This window comes from uncultured Lacinutrix sp. (genome assembly GCF_947500325.1).
Classification (GTDB): Bacteria; Bacteroidota; Bacteroidia; order Flavobacteriales; family Flavobacteriaceae; genus Lacinutrix.
Genome location: NZ_CANMRQ010000020.1, coordinates 41,501 through 62,103 on the forward strand (window position 1 = coordinate 41,501; position 20,603 = coordinate 62,103).

Annotated in this window: 6 protein-coding genes; 4 read left to right on the forward strand and 2 right to left on the reverse strand. The window is 34.0% G+C overall.

All coding sequences use genetic code 11. The features are described 5' to 3' along the window. The first annotated feature begins 218 nt into the window (after positions 1 to 218). From Q0997_RS17125 to Q0997_RS17140, 4 genes are all read left to right on the forward strand, one after another. The gene (locus Q0997_RS17125; protein WP_299891001.1) at positions 219 to 8,234 is read left to right on the forward strand and encodes a BspA family leucine-rich repeat surface protein; all 8,016 of its coding nucleotides are present in this window, start codon (positions 219 to 221) and stop codon (positions 8,232 to 8,234) included. A gap of 37 nt (positions 8,235 to 8,271) precedes the next feature. Further along, the gene (locus Q0997_RS17130; RefSeq protein WP_299891003.1) at positions 8,272 to 9,045 is read left to right on the forward strand and encodes a T9SS type A sorting domain-containing protein; all 774 of its coding nucleotides are present in this window, start codon (positions 8,272 to 8,274) and stop codon (positions 9,043 to 9,045) included. A gap of 345 nt (positions 9,046 to 9,390) precedes the next feature. Next, positions 9,391 to 18,099: a BspA family leucine-rich repeat surface protein gene (locus Q0997_RS17135; RefSeq protein WP_299891005.1), complete on the forward strand. Its 8,709-nt coding sequence runs from the start codon at positions 9,391 to 9,393 to the stop codon at positions 18,097 to 18,099. A 37-nt stretch (positions 18,100 to 18,136) separates the two neighbouring features. Then, positions 18,137 to 18,910, forward strand: a complete 774-nt coding sequence (locus Q0997_RS17140; RefSeq protein ID WP_299891007.1) for a T9SS type A sorting domain-containing protein — start codon at positions 18,137 to 18,139, stop codon at positions 18,908 to 18,910. Positions 18,911 to 19,104: 194 nt separating this feature from the next. Here Q0997_RS17140 and Q0997_RS17145 read toward each other — a convergent pair whose 3' ends face one another. After that, positions 19,105 to 19,548 (reverse strand): hypothetical protein, encoded by a 444-nt coding sequence (locus Q0997_RS17145; protein ID WP_299891009.1) that lies wholly within the window; start codon positions 19,546 to 19,548, stop codon positions 19,105 to 19,107. Positions 19,549 to 19,669: 121 nt separating this feature from the next. Then, a complete protein-coding gene (locus Q0997_RS17150) occupies positions 19,670 to 20,518 on the reverse strand; it encodes a hypothetical protein (protein ID WP_299891011.1) in 849 nt (282 codons plus the stop codon). Between the last annotated feature and the right edge of the window lie 85 nt (positions 20,519 to 20,603).

Sequence of the window (20,603 nt, forward strand, 5' to 3'; positions counted from 1 at the left end):
ATGAAATTGAAGATCTAATAATTAAAAAGGGCAATACACCTAAAAGGCACATTTTATTGCTAGCTCTTAATTTTTTAGTAAATGACATTAACTCCATTGGCTAAATCTTCCAATTACCTAGAAACCTACGTACCAGTACGTAATATTTACGAGCCGTCTCTTATTTTATAAAGCTAATACCCAAACTACCTTGCACATGATTTAAAAATTAAATAATCATGAAAGCAAAAACCCCTTTAATTGCCCTATTACTATTCATTTTCTTTTTTAGTCTGCAAAGTGTCGAGGCACAAACTGCACGATGCAAAGATATCACTGTTGCACTTGACATAAACGGCCAAGCTTCTATAGACGCGCAAGATATAAATGATAATTCCTCAAGTGGTGGAGTTGCTATTACTTACTCTATAGATGTGAGTACTTTTGACTGTTCTAATCTAGGAGAGAATACTGTACAACTTACGGTTAGTGGTGGAGGAAATAGTAGTAGTTGTAATGCTATAGTAACTGTTATTAGCGGTAATTATGCAGACCTTCAATGTAGCGACTATATTATTGGTAACGATCCTGGTCAGAGTTTTACCACTATTCTTCCAGCAGACTTTGATGGGAGTAACATAACCATTAATGATAATGCGCCTTGCCCTACTGATACATTCACAGGTTCATATAGTGCCTCTGGTTTTGGTTTTACATATTTTATAGGTCAACCAAGAGAAGTTACTTATACGTATACCAATAATTACGGAGAAGAACAATTGTGCACTTTCAATGTCATTGTAAATGATACAGAAGCACCTGTACTTGGTGGATGTCCAACAACAGATGTTGTGTTACTAGAAGGCGAAACATTACAAGAACCTAGTCTTACAGGTAGTAGTGATAATTATGATGCTAACAGTCAATTGGTTATAGAACGATTAGATGCTGGTCCTGCTTTTGGTACAGTACCTACTTCAGATTTTACAGTACAGTATCGTATTGTAGATACTAGCGGAAATGAAAGTAGTATTTGTAGTTATAATGTGGTTATCGACAACGTACCCGTAATTACTTGTCAATCGCCTTCTGTTATAGTTGATGAGAGTACAAGCACATATGAGTTTACACTAAATGAACTTGCAAATGCTACCAACGATTTATCAGCAACTGCTAATCTTGCTTTTGGTACAGGAACAGAAGTTTCGGTTGTATTAGATAATAATAGCCCTACAGATCAAATTCTTAATATACCAACAGGTTTTCATTATCAGTTATTTGAGCTAATACCGCCAACTACAGGAAGTTATACGTTTACTTTGTCTGGTAATAATTCGAGTAATTTATTTATTTGGGAAGATAGTTTTAATCCAAACACAGGAGATTTTGCTGCAAGACCAGGCTATGTGGGGTTTGCAAGTTTTAATGCAAATGGATCACTAGCTCAAGGAAGTAACAACAATACCTTTACCTTACAACGAGATAAAACCTATTACATGTCTGTGATAGAAGATGGAGAAGATCTATTTTTTACAGGAACACTAGCTTTTAGTTCAGAATTAATTTATGTAAATGGGGCTTCTTCAATTACCTTAGATTTAGATTGTTCTGACGCCGGAACTATTATATCAACTAATAGAGTATATGCATATGAAGATAATGGGCAAAATACTAGTTGTGTACCAAGTATAAATGCTACCGAGAATGTAGCACCAGTATTTATAGATTGCCCAACAGATATTACTGTTGATATAGATCCAAACAGTGCAGGTGCTATCGTTAATTTTACGCTTAACGCTACTGATAATTGTACAGCGACACAAGATTTACAAATTTCTCAAACCAGTGGATTGGGTAGTGGAGAATTGTTCCCAACTGGTGAGACCATCCAAACGTTTATAGTTACAGATGCTAGTGGAAATACAGATGAGTGTACATTTACTATAACTGTAGAAGATACAGAGGTACCAATTATTAGTTGTCAAGATGTTACTGTTCCACAACTTCCAACAATAGATATTGGATATACCATTTTACCTTCAGATTTTGACAATGGCTCTACCGATAATTCTAGTCAATTAGATTTTTTAGCAGAGTATGATCAATTTTACATCAATATAGACAATACAAGTCCTGTACATTTAAATTTACACCATCAATCTTCAATTTTCATGGTGCCATCTAATGGAGCGTATACGTTTGATTTTGACCTTACTCCAAACGATGTAGTTTCACAATTTAGCTATAGTATATGGAATATTCCGCCAACAGAAAATGGAGATGGTCTTATTGCCAATACAACAATTGATATTACTACAGGTCAAGTTGTAAGTGGAAATACAACCACAACCTTAAGTGCAGGTGTAAAATACTATATGCATGTATATCAGTCAACAAGTACAGGTGCAACTTTTGAGAGTTTAACAGGAGTAATGTCTGTAGATACAAGCATAAGTTCGTCTTTACCAATGTTTATTGATTGTAGTACTGTAAATATTGATGATGTTACAATTACTGCTATTGATGGAGTAGGTAATACAGATACTTGTACAGCATCAGTATCAGTATCTAATATTAGTTGCCCAATAGAATTAATTATATTACCTACAGCAAACCAGGATTTTCAGTTGCCATTTATGCCATATACAGGTGAAACATATACTGTAGATTGGGGCGATGGAACATCTACAACAGGACATACAGGATATACTAACCACACTTACGCTCTTGCAGCAGAGTATACTATAAAAGTATATGGAAATATTTCCTATTTCAGATTCTCAGATGTAGATCTAAATGATGCAAATGCTCCAATATTAAAAAGTGTAGTAAGTTGGGGAGATAATGTTTGGGAAACCATGCTCGAAGCATTTAATGGATGTAGTAACCTAGAATCTTTGCCAGTCACGCCACCAAACTTGTCTAACGTTACAAATATGAATCATATGTTCGCTAGGGCAAGTATATTCAATCAAGATATAAGTAACTGGGATGTATCTAATGTGACTGATATGGAAGGGACTTTTGCTGCCACAATATTTAATCAACCCTTAAATGGCTGGAATGTATCTAATGTAACTACTATGGAAGGAATGTTTTTATCCGCCACAGAATTTAATCAACCTCTTAATAACTGGAATGTATCTAATGTAATTAACATGGATGGAATGTTTTTAGATGCATATGCGTTTAATGGAGATATTACTACTTGGAATACATCAAATTTAGTTAGGGCTAATGGTATGTTTGCTAGTGCATCATCATTTAATCAGAATCTTGGAACTTGGGATATAAGCTTATTAAATAATGCTTTTGCAATGTTTAGTAATACTAGCTTATCAACTACTAATTATGATAATTTATTAATAGGTTGGGCAAATTTAGATGCAGGAGAAACGCAGATACCTACAGGTTTAGCTTTTGATGCACCTCAGAGTCGCTATTGTAATGGAGAAGCTGCAAGAACCGAATTAATGAGCACATACGGTTGGGCTATTAGCGATGGTGGCCGAGATCAATTTTGTGGTGTTTCTGAAGAAGAATTATTTATTACCGAATGGAATGCAAATGGTAATAGAATTATAGAAATACCTACAAATGGAAATGGCTATAATTATAGTATAGATTGGGGTGACGGTACTTTTAGTTATAATCAAACAGGTAATGTTTCTCATGAGTATACGTCTACTGGACAATATGATGTGAAAATATATGGAGATTTCCCAAGAATTCATTTTGGAAGCTCAACATCTACAAATAAAACTAAAATAAGAGAAGTTAAACAATGGGGCGCTATAGAGTGGTCTTCAATGGAAGGTGCTTTTATAGAATGTAGTAGTTTAAAAGTTACAGCTACTGACATACCAAATTTATCTAATGTTACAAATACGTCATCTATGTTTAAAGATTGTACTTCTTTAACAGAAAATGATATGTTTAATAATTGGGATATGTCTAATGTTTCAAACATGAATAATATGTTTGAATCAGCAACTAATCTCGATCAAAACGTTGGTAATTGGAATATTGCAAGTTTAGTTACCGCCAATAATATGTTTACAGATACAGCACTCTCTACTGATAATTATGATGCGCTCTTAATTGGTTGGTCAACACAAGAAGCAGGAGAAGGTTCAATACCAAATAGCGTTTCATTCAATGCCAATGGCTATACATATTGTAATGGTGAAAATGCTAGATTAAATTTATTGTTTAATAATTTTTGGAACATTTTTGGTGATGGTCCAGATCAGTTTTGTGGTTTAGGAAGGCCTTTTATTACCGAATGGCAACTTACAGGTGATTTCCAAACTATAGAAATACCAACAACTGGTAGCGGATATGATTATGTAATAGATTGGGGAGATGGTAGTGATTTTGAAGGTGCTACTGTAGAATATGATCAAACGGGTGATGCTTCTCATCAGTATGACATACCCGGTACATACGTAATTAAAATTTATGGCGATTTTCCAAGAATAGATTTCAGTAGTTCTACTGGAGTAAATAAAAGTAAAATAAGAAAAGTTACCCAATGGGGAGATATACAGTGGTCTACTATGCTAAATGCTTTTACAGAGTGTAATAATTTAAGTATAACCGCTTCTGACACGCCAGATTTGTCTAATGTAACCAGCCTACAAGGCATGTTTAATTCATGCACATTTCTAGTAGGAAATGATTCGTTTAACAATTGGGATGTCTCAAATGTCTCTAATATGATAAACATGTTTAATAATGCATTCTCTTTTAACCAAAATATAGATAATTGGGATATCACAAGTTTAGATAATGCTTCTAGTATGTTTGGAGGTGTAACACTTTCAACAGAAAATTACGATGCTTTGTTAATAGGTTGGTCTACTCAAGAAGTAGGAGAAGGCCCAATACCAAGTAACGTTAATTTCAATGCGGGGAATAGTCGTTATTGTAATGGAGAAATTGAAAGGGCTCGTTTAATGACAAATTTTAGTTGGTCTATTGATGATGGTCAACAAGACCCAACATGTGTTAATCCTGAACCCTTTATAACAACTTGGAATACAGATGTTTCTGGAACATCTAACACTTCTACAATTCTAATACCAACATTTCCTGGAGAAGTATATAATTATACGGTTCTTTGGGGAGACGGTACCTTAGATGAAGGCTTAACAGGTAACGCCTTTCATGATTATACTACACCAGGTGTTTACGAAGTGAAAATTTATGGTGATTTTCCTAGAATTTATTTTGAGGCTTTTATCGATCCATCAGGTCCAGAAAAAATACTTGAGGTGAACCAATGGGGAAATATACAGTGGTCTTCTATGCATTATGCTTTTTCTAAATGTAAAAACTTAACAGTAAACGCAACAGATGTACCAGATTTATCTAACGTTGATAACATGTCTTATATGTTCAATGAAGCCGAATTATTTAATACTGATATCAATTCATGGGATGTCTCTAATGTAACCTATATGGATGGAGTGTTTTTAGGAGCAAGATCATTTAATCAAGATATTAGTTCTTGGGATGTGTCTAATGTAACCCATATGAGTGTAATGTTTTTTGAAGCAGAATTATTTAATCAAGATATTAATTCTTGGGATGTATCTAATGTAACCAATATGAGTTATATGTTTTCTGGCGCTACTTCTTTTGATCAAAATCTAGGCGATTGGGATATTACAAGTTTAGATATTATAAATAATATGTTCACTGGTGTAACACTCTCTACAGAAAACTATGATGCTTTATTAATAGGCTGGGCAACTCAAGAAACAGGAGAAGGACCAATACCAAGTGGTTTAAATTTCGATGGTGGTGGTAGCAGATATTGTGATGGAGAAGCTGCAAGAACCGAATTAATGAGCACATACGGTTGGGGTATTAATGATGATGGTCTCTATTTTAGTTGTAATTTTTCACCTTTTATTACCAAATGGATTGTAGAAAATGGTCAAAGTATAATCATACCTACTACCGGAACTGGCTATAATTATTATATAGATTGGGGAGATGGTAACATTGAAGAAAACTTAACAGGTGATGCTTCTCATGCCTATGCCAATGCAGGGGAATATGAAGTGAAAATCTATGGAGACTTCCCAAGAATTACTTTTGGGAACTTGGGCTCAGTTAGTGATAGACAAATGATAAGAGAGATTACACAATGGGGAGATATAGAGTGGACATCTATGGAGCAAGCTTTTTTGGGTTGTACTCATTTAAATGTAACAGCAACAGATATTCCAGATTTATCTCAAGTAACTAATGCTTATGGTATGTTTGCTACTTGTAGGTCACTCACAGGAAATAGTTCGTTTAACAATTGGGATGTGTCTAACATTACCAATATGGAAGGTATGTTTGCTGCTACAGATATATTCAATCAAGATATAGGTAATTGGAATGTTTCTAATGTTACCAATATGGCCTTTATGTTTTTTGATGCTTATAATTTTAATCAAGATATAGGTAATTGGGATGTCTCTAATGTTACAAACATGGGTAAGATGTTTTATAGTCAATATACTTCTGTTATATTACCATTTGACCAAGATTTAAGTAATTGGGATATTACAAGTTTAGATTTTGCTACTGATATGTTCAAAAATGCAGCACTTTCTATAGAAAATTATGACGCTCTGCTCATAGGTTGGGCAGACGATACTAGTCCTTTAATAGATGATGGAATTGATGATATCCCATCAGGTGTTACTTTGGGCGCAAATGGTTTAATATACTGTTTATCAGAAAATGATAGACAAACACTTATAGATGACCATGGTTGGACAATTAATGGAGATAGTCTTTGTAATACAATTGTAATAACATGTGAATCGCCAACAGTTACCTTATCTGCTGATGGTACATATGATTTAACACCTGCTGAACTTGCAAGTGCTACTAGTGATTTATCAACACCTACCCTTGCTTTTGGTACAGGTTTAGAAATTCCTGTTAATATTGATGATGAAAACCCAAGTGATGCTCTTACTGCTGGCTCATCTTACTTTTACGAGTTGTTTGAGTTAAAACCACCTACTACAGGAGACCATACATTCAATATAATATCAGAATTTGGTCAATCATTTGTTATTATTTGGGAAGGAGAGTTTAATGAAAATGGGGGTAATTTTGATACGCGTCCTGGTTATTTAGGTATTGCTATTTTTAATCAGGATGGAACTGTTTCTAACGGACCAGGTTCAAATACATTTACTTTAGAGAGTGATAAAACATATTATTTAACTGCTGCTAATACAGTTTCAAATAGTTTTCTTGATGGAACGCTAACTTTTAGTTCCGAAATGATTTATATAAATAAACCTTCATTAACAGTAGATTCCTCTGATGTTGGTACTACAATTCCAATTAATGTATTTGCATATGAAGATAATGGTAATTCTTCTAGTTGTTTGTCTAATGTTACTGTAGAAGAACCTATTAAACTTTCCCCAAAAGTATATTTACAAGGCGCAAGTTTAAATCCAAATGCAGGAGAAGAACACTTAATGCGTGATGATTTACGCGTTGCTGGATTAATACCTACTACAAGCCCGTATGCAGATGCTTTAACTTGTGAAGCTTCGGTATTTAATGATGGAGGAACTTCTGGTTCTGGTGTTATTGATAATGATATCGTAGATTGGGTATGGGTAGAACTAAGAGATAAGAATGATAATACAATAGTTATAGATAGCCAATCTGCCTTATTACAGCGTGATGGTGATGTTGTAGATGTTGATGGAATCTCTGCTTTGAGTTTTAGCCAACTATTTGATGGTTATTATGTAGCTATTAAGCATCGTAACCATTTAGGAATAATGAGCGCTTCTGCTATTTCATTATCAAGCACATCAACAGTAGTAGATTTTACAGATGGTAGCGTGTCTACTTATGGTACTAATGCCCAAACTTCATTTGGAATGCCAAGCGGAATCCTTGGGATGTGGGCCGGAGATAGTAATGGCGATGGACGTTTAAATTACTCAGGTGCCTTATCAGATGTGTCAGGAATAAGAGCTCAGGTGTTTAATGACCCTAATAACTCTGTATTTGGCGGTCCGCCAGTAGCTAGTTATCCATCAGAAGGATATAACTCAACAGATATTAATATGGATGGTGTTAGTGTGTATTCTGGAGGATCAAGTGACGTATTACATGTTAGAAATAATATTTTTAATAACTCATCTAATTCCGTTTTTGGAGGCCCACCAACATCTACTTATATCTTTATTCAACAATTACCGGAAGGGGCAAATTAAAACTGGTTTAACACTATTAAGATAAAATAATATAAAAATGAAAACAAAATTAGTATTACTAGCTTTAGTCTTGAGTTGTGCATTGCAAGCTCAAACCTACCAATTAACTCTTATTCAAAATAGTGCATATAATTATTCTGTAGTTGCTATTCCAGATTTTAATTCAACAGCGCCGCATCCTTATATTAATGATCAAAACTTTACAATAACAATACCAGATGGAGTTACAGTATCTGGAGTTTCAGGAGGTTATGCTGTGCCAATATTTACAGATATAGATGCATTTAATCCAGGTGAAGATGCTATTGCATTTAATTTAGTACAAGATGTAGTGTTGCCAGTACATACAATAGGAAGTCCAATTGTATTAACGACCTTTAGTGTTGATGGTTCACCAACATCTGGGGCAATAAGTCTATTAGATAATACTTCAGGATTAGTAATGGCAGCACCAAGTATTTTTAGTTCTTTTTTTATAGGAACATTATCAGGGAATCTTATAGATTCAGCAACAGATAACTATGCAGGTCAAACAGGAATAATATCTTATAGTTTTTCAACACTAAGTACAACTAGTGAAGAATTAACTGGTGTTTCAATATATCCTAATCCAGCTAAAGATATGGTGTATTTAAAAGGTGATACCTCTAAACTCAATCGTGTTGAGATATACAATATTGCAGGACAACTTGTCTTAGTACAAAATAGTGGTTTTGATCGTATAGATATTAGTCAATTAGAATCGGCTGTGTATTTAGTGAAGCTATCTGCAGAAAATGCAGAAAAAACAATACGATTGATAAAGAATTAGAAATGATACAATTTTAAAAAAAAACAATATGCTAGACGTTTTTTTATGTGTCTTCTATACGATTATTGTATTAATAGTGGTTTACATTTTTTGAATAATCTAAACTAACTATGAAAAAGAAAAAAATATAAATCTAAGTATTAATAGCAATTAAATATGACTGTTATATTTTATTTGTAAAGGGGTCAAATAAACAGTCATTTAAACCTTCTAATCAAAAGATTAGGAGGTTTTTTATATAAAAATACAATCTACGTACTGGTACGTAATATTTACGAGCCGTCTCTTATTTTATAAAGCTAATACCCAAACTATCTTGCAATCGATTTAAAAAATGAAAATCGAATGAAACTAACAACGAACATATTAATCATTGTATCCTTTCTGTTTTTTGGACTACAACACACATTAGGACAATGTGACGGAACCAGTGATATTATACAGAATAGTAGAAACCTAGAACTAACGACTACTACAAATATTAATGTAGGAATGGGGAATTCGTTTACAGCTACCTGTTCAGGCGTTATAGAAGGTGTTTCTTTTTGGACTTATAATGTTCCAGGTAATATTGGTCAAACGTCAGTTACGATAGAATTATACAGAAATCCTTTTAGCAACAGCCGCGTATTGATGTCTTCTGTGACAACCGATATTTCATTTCAAAGCGAAGGATCGGTTGAACGATACTTTGAATTTCAAAATTTACCATCATTAGTCGCTGGAACTGTATACGGTGTGCGATTCATCAATAATGAACCAGGTCAGCTAATTGATCTGGATTTGCATACAGGAAATCTATTGGCAGGCGGAAATATGTTTGTAAATAATTTTGATCAAAGCAGTCCGTGGTCAACAAGAGATTTACGATTTCAAATTCATTATGAAGACAATGTAGCGCCAGTAGCCAACTGTAGAAATATTACACGTGCATTGGGAGCAGACGGAACCGTGAGTATCTCAGTTGCAAATATCAATAACAACTCTACGGATGCAGATTCTGGTATTTCATTTTTTGGAATCTCAAAAAACACCTTTGATTGTAATGATGTTGGTTACAATTCGGTGACATTATTTTTAACAGATCAAAATGGAAATTCAAGTTCTTGTCAATCTGTAGTAATGATTACTGATGGTAATGCTCCTATATTAACGTGTCCAGAGAATATCACCGTATATGCTGATATTGCAGGGAACGCTAACGCAGTAGTAAACTTTGATGAGCCTCTTTATGATGATTGTACTTTTGAATGGATCGATGGCTTTGATTTTTTAGGTACTCACGATGGTAAAAGTTATTTTGTATCACAAAACCCTTTAGTACCAAGTGAGGCTTTTGTAAATGCAGAATCTCTTGGAGGGTATGTAGCCACTGTTATTGATGCCGAACAGAATGAAATGCTTAGGGGAGCATTAGAAAATTTAGGTGTTACAGAAACGGTAATGATTGGATATAATGATGTGGCCAATGAAGGTACTTTTGAATGGCACAATCCCAATACAACTTCTACCTACGAAAATTGGAATACTGGTGAACCAAATAACTCTGGAGGAAATGAAGATTATACCCAGTTAAGAATTAATGGAACTTGGAATGATATAAATAACAATACCGCAAGAAATTATATATTAGAAAAATCGGAACCTACTATAAACTTTTTTGGTATTCCCTCAGGAGGAACTTTCCCGTTAGGAACAACGGTAAACACCTTTTCTGCTACGGATGCATTTGGAAATACAGGATTCTGTTATTTTACGGTTACGGTACTTGAAAACCCAGATGAAACATCGGTTGAATTATCTAATGGAAAACTAACCATTACTGATATTGAAACAGATTCTGACGATCAAATTACGTTATCAAATGACGGAACAACATTAACCATTAGCAATTTAGTATTGCCAACGGTTGTTGGCGGACCTATATTGACAGATTTAACAACCGTAACTGTGCCGCTAGCAAACATCACTAATGGAATAGAATTCATTGGCGGTAATGGATTCAATACCATTACTTTTGCCAATGATTTAACACTAACTGGTGTTGATAATGATATTACACTTTTAGGTTTAAAAAACTATATACAAAATGGTAGCATTAATACTGAAGGTGATTTAACGATATCTGGTTTTGGTTTTGACTTGACCTTAGGTGAAATTACTGCAAATAATTTTACAATAAACGGAGTAGACAAAATTCTTGATCAAGAATTGGCAATAACTATAATGGGAGTCACACAATTGCAAGCTGTAGGCACAATTGATATAAATAATGGTCAATCAAGACACGCTTTTGGCGGTGAAGTAAGTTTAACATCTCATGAATTAATTTTCTCAGCAGGAGCAAATACCACTTTTGGAGATCTAACAGCAACTAACTCTGGGAGTAGTTTTCCTCATTCACTTACTGTAGCTCCAGGTAATATCATTTTTGACGGAAATGTCTCTATTTCTGGTAGTAACTCGAATCTGTATATCTATGGAAATTCTAATATTTCTCAAACTTCAGGTATCATTCAAGTACCCTTCCTTATTCTAAGAGGAAATGGAAATACGACGGTATCGTTAGATAATGATAATAACATTCAGGGATTAGGTACATCAAATCCATTCGATGTCAATGCTGTAGACTTAGCATCTTTGTCTTTTACCAATGTAAATAATATGTTTTTGGAAGTTATTCATGTGAATGAATTTTCACTTACAGCACCACAATTCGATTTGGAACCTAGTTTCACTGTTATAACAAAAGAAGGGACTGGGACAAGTAGTTTTAATGCTGATATGGATGTAAATAATGGTAGTGGAACGATTCTAATTAATCACAATGCAGGTATCATTAACTTTAATGGTCAGGTTAATGATTTTAAAAGTCAATTGACCTACAATGGCGTAGCAGGTACCACCACAAATATTAATAGTACTACTACAAATTTCCCACAAGGAGGGCCTGATAGAAGTTTTACATTTGGCATCTTAAATGCTGTTGGCGCTATTGATATTGGTGATATACAACTTAACATTTTGGATGGCGTTAATTTTTCTGGTGCATCTACTTTATTAACAGGGTTCCCTTTTATTACGGGTGGACCAACAGTTATCCAAAATAATGCTACCATTACACCAAGTGGTGGAGTATCAGGTTCTGGATTGGCTTATGTTTTTAATGATCTAGTAATGAATACTGGGGCCACTTTTGCGCCACTAGTAGAAGGAACGGGAGCCTCTGATCATGATCGATTATCTGTAAATGGCACGGTTACATTAACAGACGCTGTATTAGCCCCTATAGGTGGTTATACAATACAAACAGGTGATGAAGTTATATTGATCGATAATGATGGAACTGATGCTATACAAGGAATGTTTGATAATCTTCCTGAAGGAAGTGGTATTACTTTTGGGCAATTTTCAGGAATAATCACCTACACTGGTGGAGATGGTAATGATGTTTCCTTAATTCATGACAATATCAACCCTATTGCTATCTGTCAAAACCTAACATTTACATTAAACCCTGGCGAGTTTGTTCAGGTCTCAGCAAGTCAAATAGATAACGGTTCTTCAGACAATGTACAGATAGGTGCATATTTACTAAATGAAGAACCTAATGATCTTACATTTACATATGATAATTTAGGAGATAATGAGGTAACATTAACCGTACTTGATTTAGCAGGAAATATGGCGCAATGCAACGCTACAATAACAATCACCTCAAATGCTACATTTCCTATTTTAATAAGTGAATATCAACCTGAATTACAAAATGAAGGTGACCCGACACAAACTATAGAAATTTTTGGTGGTGCCGGTGAAATTTTTGGCGGCGCTATTACCATTATTGAAGGAGATATAGATAGTGGGCAACCTGGTTTGGTTTTGAATAGCTATCCTATCTCAGGAACTTTTGATGCCAATGGTTTACTAACTGCAACAGTACCAAACCTTGTAGGGCCAAGTCATACAATAGTTTTATCGAGTTCTTTTAGCGGAACTATTGGAACTACCAATATTGATGAAAACGATGATGGAATTGCCGAAAATATAAGTTCGCTTGGGATTCTATTTGATGCAATATCTGTACTTGATGAAAGTTTTGATGAAAATCGAAGATATGCCTCAGCATTAGGCGGAACTGACTTACCTAATATTGATGACCGTCCTCGTTTAGTATTTAGAGATGCAAGTACTGGAGATTTTTATGCAATCAATGCTACAGATCAAATCTATGATCTTTCTGGAAATATAATTCCCTCAGCTAACTTTACTTCTGTCCCTTCTTCAAGTACAAATACGTTTGGACAAATTAATCCTGCACTCATCCCTGCTATTGAAGTCCCTCAGGTTATTGGAGAACTTCAGGCAAATGCAGAAACAACTATAACAACAACTGGATTTACCGTAGGTACCATAACAACTATGTATAGCAATACAGTTCCAGAAGGAAGTGTAATTGATCAAAATCCTGATGCTGGTAACTTTATGCAACCAGGCACTGCGATTAACTTGGTGATTTCTGATGGATTCAATCCAAATGAATTCATTACAAAATGGGAAACAACTACGAACAATGAAACTATTGTGGTCCCTTTCGCTAATGCAGATGGTATAATAGCTATTAATTGGGGTGATGGTACTACTGGTACCTTTGGAGGAGATAATCCTTCGCATACCTATGCAACTGCTGGTGAATATATAATAACAGCTACTGGAGACATAGAGTCAATCCGTTTTAACAATGGAGGAAACAGACTCAATATTTTAGAAATTATGCAATGGGGACCAACGTCTTGGATGACCTTTCAAAATGCTTTTTATGGATGTGAAAATTTAGTGGTAACTGCTATAGATGAGCCAGATTATACAATTCTAACAAGCTTTAGAAATATGTTTAGAGGTACGTTAGCTCCAACACAAAATATTTTGCACTGGAATACAAATAGCATTATGGAAATGCAGGGTATGTTTAGAGACTCTAATTTTAACGGCGATATAAGTAATTGGGATGTAAGCAACGTATTCAATATGGCGAATATGTTTCTCAATAACTCAAGTTTTAATATAGATATCAGTAACTGGAATGTAGCAAAAGTTCAGAACATGAGTAGTATGTTTCGAGGAGCTACTAATTTTGATCAAAATCTTGGTAGTTGGGATATAAGTAGTGTAACAAATATGCAGAATATGTTTAATGATGTGACACTATCAACTGCAAACTATGATGCTACATTAATTGGTTGGGCTACAGACACAAGTGGTGCCCCTAATGATGATAGTGATGATATACCAACTACTATCAATTTTTCGGGAGGGAATAGCCAGTTTTGTGATGCGGTATTAGAGCGACAACTATTAATAGATTTATATACCTGGACTATTAATGATGCTGGAGCAGAATCTAATTGTTCGGATTTCAATGATTTTTCGCCATTTATAACTACTTGGCAAACAACAACTGATAATGAAAGTATTACCATTCCTACCATAGGTGCTGGTTATCATTATCTAGTAGATTGGGGCGATGGTACTCTAGAAATAGTAATGACAGGAGATGCAACACATACCTACGCTACTGCTGGAACATACACAGTGTCAATTACAGGAAACTTCCCTAGAATTTATTTTAATTCTGATGAATCTGGTAATGCTGAAAAAATTCAAGAAATTACACAATGGGGTACTATCCAATGGAGCAGTATGGAAGGAGCTTTTAATGGTTGTTTAAACTTAAATGTTACGGCTACAGATGCACCAGATTTATCTAATGTGACAGATACGAGTCGTATGTTTGCAAATTGCACAAGTTTACTTGGAAATGCGGTATTCAATACTTGGGATATGTCTACTATACAGACTGTGAGTTATATGTTTTCTGCAGCAAGGAATTTCAACACAGATCTAAATAATTGGAACGTAGCCAATGTAACTAATATGGCTGGTTTATTTAATTCAGCAAACCTTTTCAATGGAAATATTAGTACTTGGAATACTGGAGAAGTAATAAACATGCTCTCCATGTTTGCAAGTGCTACTGCATTTGAAGGAATAGGCGGACTTAACAATTGGAATGTAAGTAAGGTTGAAAAAATGGGAGGCATGTTTAGATTTGCAGAAGCATTCAACCAAGATTTGAATAACTGGAATGTTGCTAACGTAAATGATATGACGTCTATATTTTGGGGCGCATCTGCTTTTAATGGAAATATAAGTAATTGGAATATTACAAGTTTAACAAACTTAGATCATCTATTTCGAGAAGCTACCAATTTTAATGGTGACTTAAGTCAGTGGAATGTTTCAAACATACAGTCTTTACAGAATACATTCAGCGGAGCTACAAGTTTTAATACGGATTTAAATAATTGGAATGTATCCAATGTAACAAACATGCTAGAAACCTTTAATGGCGCTTCATCTTTCAATCAACCATTAGACAACTGGAATGTATCTAATGTGTCATTCATGTATCGTATGTTTTATAATGCAACTAATTTTAATCAAGACTTGAGCAATTGGGATGTGTCACTTAACCAAACATTTGATGAAATGTTATTGAATACTTCCATGTCTGTTGATAACTATGATCGTTTATTAATTGCTTGGGCAAATCTACCACTATTAAACAACCTTCAATTTGGTATTTCTTCAGAATATTGTTTAGGAGCCGAAGCAAAACAATACATTATAGATACGTTTAATTGGTCATTCACAGATGATGGATTGAATGCTAATTGTACAAACAGATTTATTACGACTTGGGAAACGACAACAGATAACGAAACAATCACAATTCCTACGTTCTCTGGAGAAACCTATAATTATGGTATAAATTGGGGAGATGGAACTATTGAAAGTGGACTTACTGGCGATGCTACGCACACTTATACCGTTGCTGGAAACCATGAAGTTTTAATCACTGGAAATTTCCCAAGAATTTATTTTAATAATACAGGAGACAAATTAAAAATACAAACCGTTCAACAATGGGGAACAAATGTGTGGTCATCTATGGGAAATGCATTTATGGGTTGTGAAAACATGCATATCACAGCAACAGATGTTCCAGATTTGTCAAATGTTACGAACATGACGAGTATGTTTGAAGAAGCACTATTATTCAATACGGATATAAGCACTTGGGATGTTTCTAATGTGAATATTATGGACCGTATGTTCTACGGCGCTACTTCTTTCGATCAATACTTAGGTGACTGGGATATTTCTAACATCACTTCTATGGAAGATATATTGACCAATGCAATGCTTGCAACTGCTAATTATGACAATACATTGATTGCCTGGGCAACGTTAGATACGGGAGAAACACAAATACCAACAGGAATTATCTTTAGTGGTGGCGATAGTATGTTTTGTGCGAGCGACTATGAGCGCCAAGCATTAATTCATTCGTACAATTGGACGATTACCGATGCTGGTAAAACGACAGATTGTACCAACAGAAGATTCATTACAACTTGGAAAACTGAATCCGATAATGAAAGTATAACGATACCAACCAATGGCGGAGGATATAACTATTTAGTAGATTGGGGTGATGGTACAGTTGATATAGATGTTACTGGAAACGCGACGCATAGCTATGCTACTACTGGGACATATACGGTTTCCATTTTAGGAGATTTTCCTAGAATTTATTTTAACACCAATCATAATTCACAAATACAAACCATTGAGCAATGGGGAAGCATCCAATGGGATTCTATGCTTAGAGCTTTTAGCACATGTAATAGTTTAGATGTAGTAGCTACAGATGTACCAGATTTGTCGAATGTAGCACATATGGGTAGAATGTTCTTTGGATGCTCTAGTTTGGTAGGTAATGCACAATTTAATAATTGGAATGTAAGCAATGTAAATAATTTAGGTTCTACATTTCAAGGTGCAGGAAACTTCAATCAACCTTTAAACAATTGGGATGTATCAAAGGTTATAAAATTTACAAGCATGTTTGCAGGTGCTGCTAGTTTCGATCAATCGTTGGCAGATTGGGATCTGTCTAGCTTGTTAGACTCTAACGTTGCGAATGCTGTAAATATGTTTACAGGAGTTACGTTATCTACAGAAAATTATGATGCTACATTAATAGGTTGGGCTACTTTAAATCCGGGAGAAATCCGTATACCATCACCTGTTACTTTTGGTGGAGGAAATAGTCAATATTGTTTGTCTGAAGTAAAGCGACAAGAACTCATAGATCTTGGATGGGTAATTACTGATGGTGGATTAAATTGTGGTGTTCAATTAAGTCCAAAGGTTTACTTACAAGGAGCAGCATTAAATCCAAATTTAGGAGAAGAGAGTTTAATGCGAGATGATTTGCGAATAGCAGGTTTATTACCAAAAGTGAGTCCCTATGGAGATGGTTTAACTACTACGTTTTCTAGTGTAGAACCTAATAATAACATTGTAGATTGGGTATGGGTAGAATTACGAGATGCTACAGATAATACTATTGTTATTGAAGGACATTCGGCATTGCTGCAACGAGATGGAGATATTGTGTCATTAAACGGAACATCGGCTTTAAGTTTTAATGTGTCTCCAGATAATTATTATGTAGTGATTAAGCACCGAAACCATTTAGGTATAATGAGTAGTAATGCTATTGCTTTAACTAGTAGCGCAGTTACTGTAGATTTTACAGATAGTAGTGTGCCTACCTTTGGCACTAATGCCCAAACTTCATTTGGAATGCCAAGCGGAATCCTTGGGATGTGGGCAGGAGATAGTAATAGTGATGGACGCATAAACTATTCAGGCGCCTTATCAGATGTGTCAGGAATAAGAGCCCAGGTGTTTAATGATCCCAATAACTCTGTATTTGGCGGTCCGCCAGTAGCTAGTTATCCATCAGAAGGATATAACTCAACAGATATTAATATGGATGGTGTTAGTGTGTATTCTGGAGGATCAAGTGACGTATTACATGTTAGAAATAATATTTTTAATAATTCATCTAATTCCGTTTTTGGAGGCCCACCAACATCTACTTATATCTTTATTCAACAATTACCGGAAGATGTAAATTAAAACTGGCTTAACGCTATTAAGATAAAATAATATAAAAATGAAAACAAAATTAGTATTACTAGCTTTAGTCTTGAGTTATGCATTGCAAGCTCAAACTTACCAATTAACTCTTATTCAAAACAGTGCATATAATTATTCTGTAGCCGCTATTCCAGATTTTAATTCAACAGCACCGCATCCTTATATTAATGATCAAAACTTTACAATAACAATACCAGATGGAGTTACAGTATCTGGAGTTTCAGGAGGTTATGCTGTGCCAATATTTACAGATATAGATGCATTTAATCCAGGTGAAGATGCTATTGCATTTAATTTAGTACAAGATATAGTGTTACCAGAACATACAATAGGAACTCCAATTGTATTAACGACCTTTAGTGTTGATGGTTCACCAACATCTGGGGCAATAAGTCTATTAGATAATACTTCAGGATTAGTAATGGCAGCGCCAAGTATTTTTAGTTCTTTTTTTATAGGAACATTATCAGGGGATCTTATAGATTCAGCAACAAATAACTATGCTGGTCAAACAGGAACAATATCTTATAGTTTTTCAACACTAAGTACAACTAGTGAAGAATTAACTGGTGTTTCAATATATCCTAATCCAACAAAGCGTTTGGTGACTATTAAGGGAATAGATAATTTACAGTTAGTTGAGGTCTTTAATAATGCTGGGCAACGTGTGTTGGGTAATAGCTCTAATTTAAATATTATAGACTTAAGTAAATTACCATCTGGTCTATACATGGCAAAGCTCTATAGTAACACAGGGGAAAGTAAAATAGTTAAGCTTGTAAAGGAATAATATTAAATATATAAAACACCCTCTTTTCAATTAATAGCTTAAAGTAAGAGGTTTTAAAGAACCCATAACACGGGAAGGTTATGGGTTCTGTTTTTGTGGAGTATTTGTCTCCCAAAGCAATGCAAAAAATAGAAGCAGTTAATTGTGATACAGCATTTAAACTCAACAAGCGGGAGGTTAGTTATTAATAGTTTTTAATTTCTATTCATTAATTTGTCAAAGAGTTCTAAACTCAATCTTATCGATTCTTCGTAATTTTTAGCTACTATTAAGTCTTTAGGCTTTATCCAATCGAGAATACTATTAATACCTTTAGCATCTTTGGGTTTTATAAGTAAAATTGGGCTTTCCTTTTCAGCTTCATCTCTACCTATTTCTTTAAAAAAATTAATTGATTTTCTTAGTCTATCACCAAATTCATATTCCAATTCAGAAAAATCCAGAATTAAAACGTAACACTGAGTCTGAAAATAATATTGGCAAATTTTACCGAATAAATAGTCCGCTGAGTTATTTCCAAGTGACCCTTTCTTTATTTTTCCAGATGCTTTACAGTACAAAAACTGAAAATCTTGGTCAATTTTAAAAGATACAACTACATCTTTCTCTTTATCGTAATTAATATTGAATAGTTCCATATTTTAAATTACTAAAACGATTTTGTATATGTTTTGTTGGGTGTTTTTGATATCTAATTTAGTAAATACAAGCCCAATAAAAAATCGGCAAGGACTTTCGTAAGTAGGCTAGAACTAGCAATTACTTATTGCCATTGTTGTACTTAGTACTTTTTGTTATATATTCATAAATATTCGTCCAACGTTCTTCGCCTAAATGATTAAAATGAATTTTCTCTTTAATAAGTCCATTTTCATAATAATTGTATTCAGTCGAATTGTTGTTTGCACTATATGAAGTATGTTTTTCTATTTTATGCTCATTACTTTTTATAGTATGCTTTTTAATTCTATTTAACTTGTTGTATTCAAAAGTCTCAATCTCATATTTATGTCCTAATTTTCTTTCAATTCTAATCAATTTATTGTCTGGATTATATTCATATTTCGCAATCCAAATAGTATCAGAATTATTTGTTTCTATTTCCTTTAAGATTCTATTGTTTAAATATTCATATTCTTTCCAAGTTTCAAAATATTCTCCTTTGACATTATTTCCACTCTGAATAAGTTCTTTTATTAATTGATTTTTAGAATTATAAAATATGGTTTGCTTAAAATCTATGGCGTCTTTGTTAACTATAGAGTCCGACGTGTGAAAATTCCCGATTAAATTATTCTTGTCGTCATAAAAGTATAATTTTCGAGAACCAATATCACAATTATACATTCTACACCCATATTCTTCTAATAACTTATTATTACTATCATAAACTAGTTTATATCGGTAATCAAATCCGATTGTTTCAATCAATAAACTGTCATTTGAGAAAAATCTAATTCCTTTTAAGTTTTTATCAGAAACTTTATCTGAATATTTAAGTTGCTTATAAGCAAAATCAATTTCTTTACTTATGTCTGGGAATTCGGTTCTTCTTTGACAACTTGAAATGATGATAAGAAGTAGTAAAATTAATTTCAGATTTTTCATTTTCGGTATGTTCGTAAAGGGACATGGTTTACACAAGTTAAAGATTAGGGTTTACACTAAATTAGTTTCTAACCTTGTCGATTGT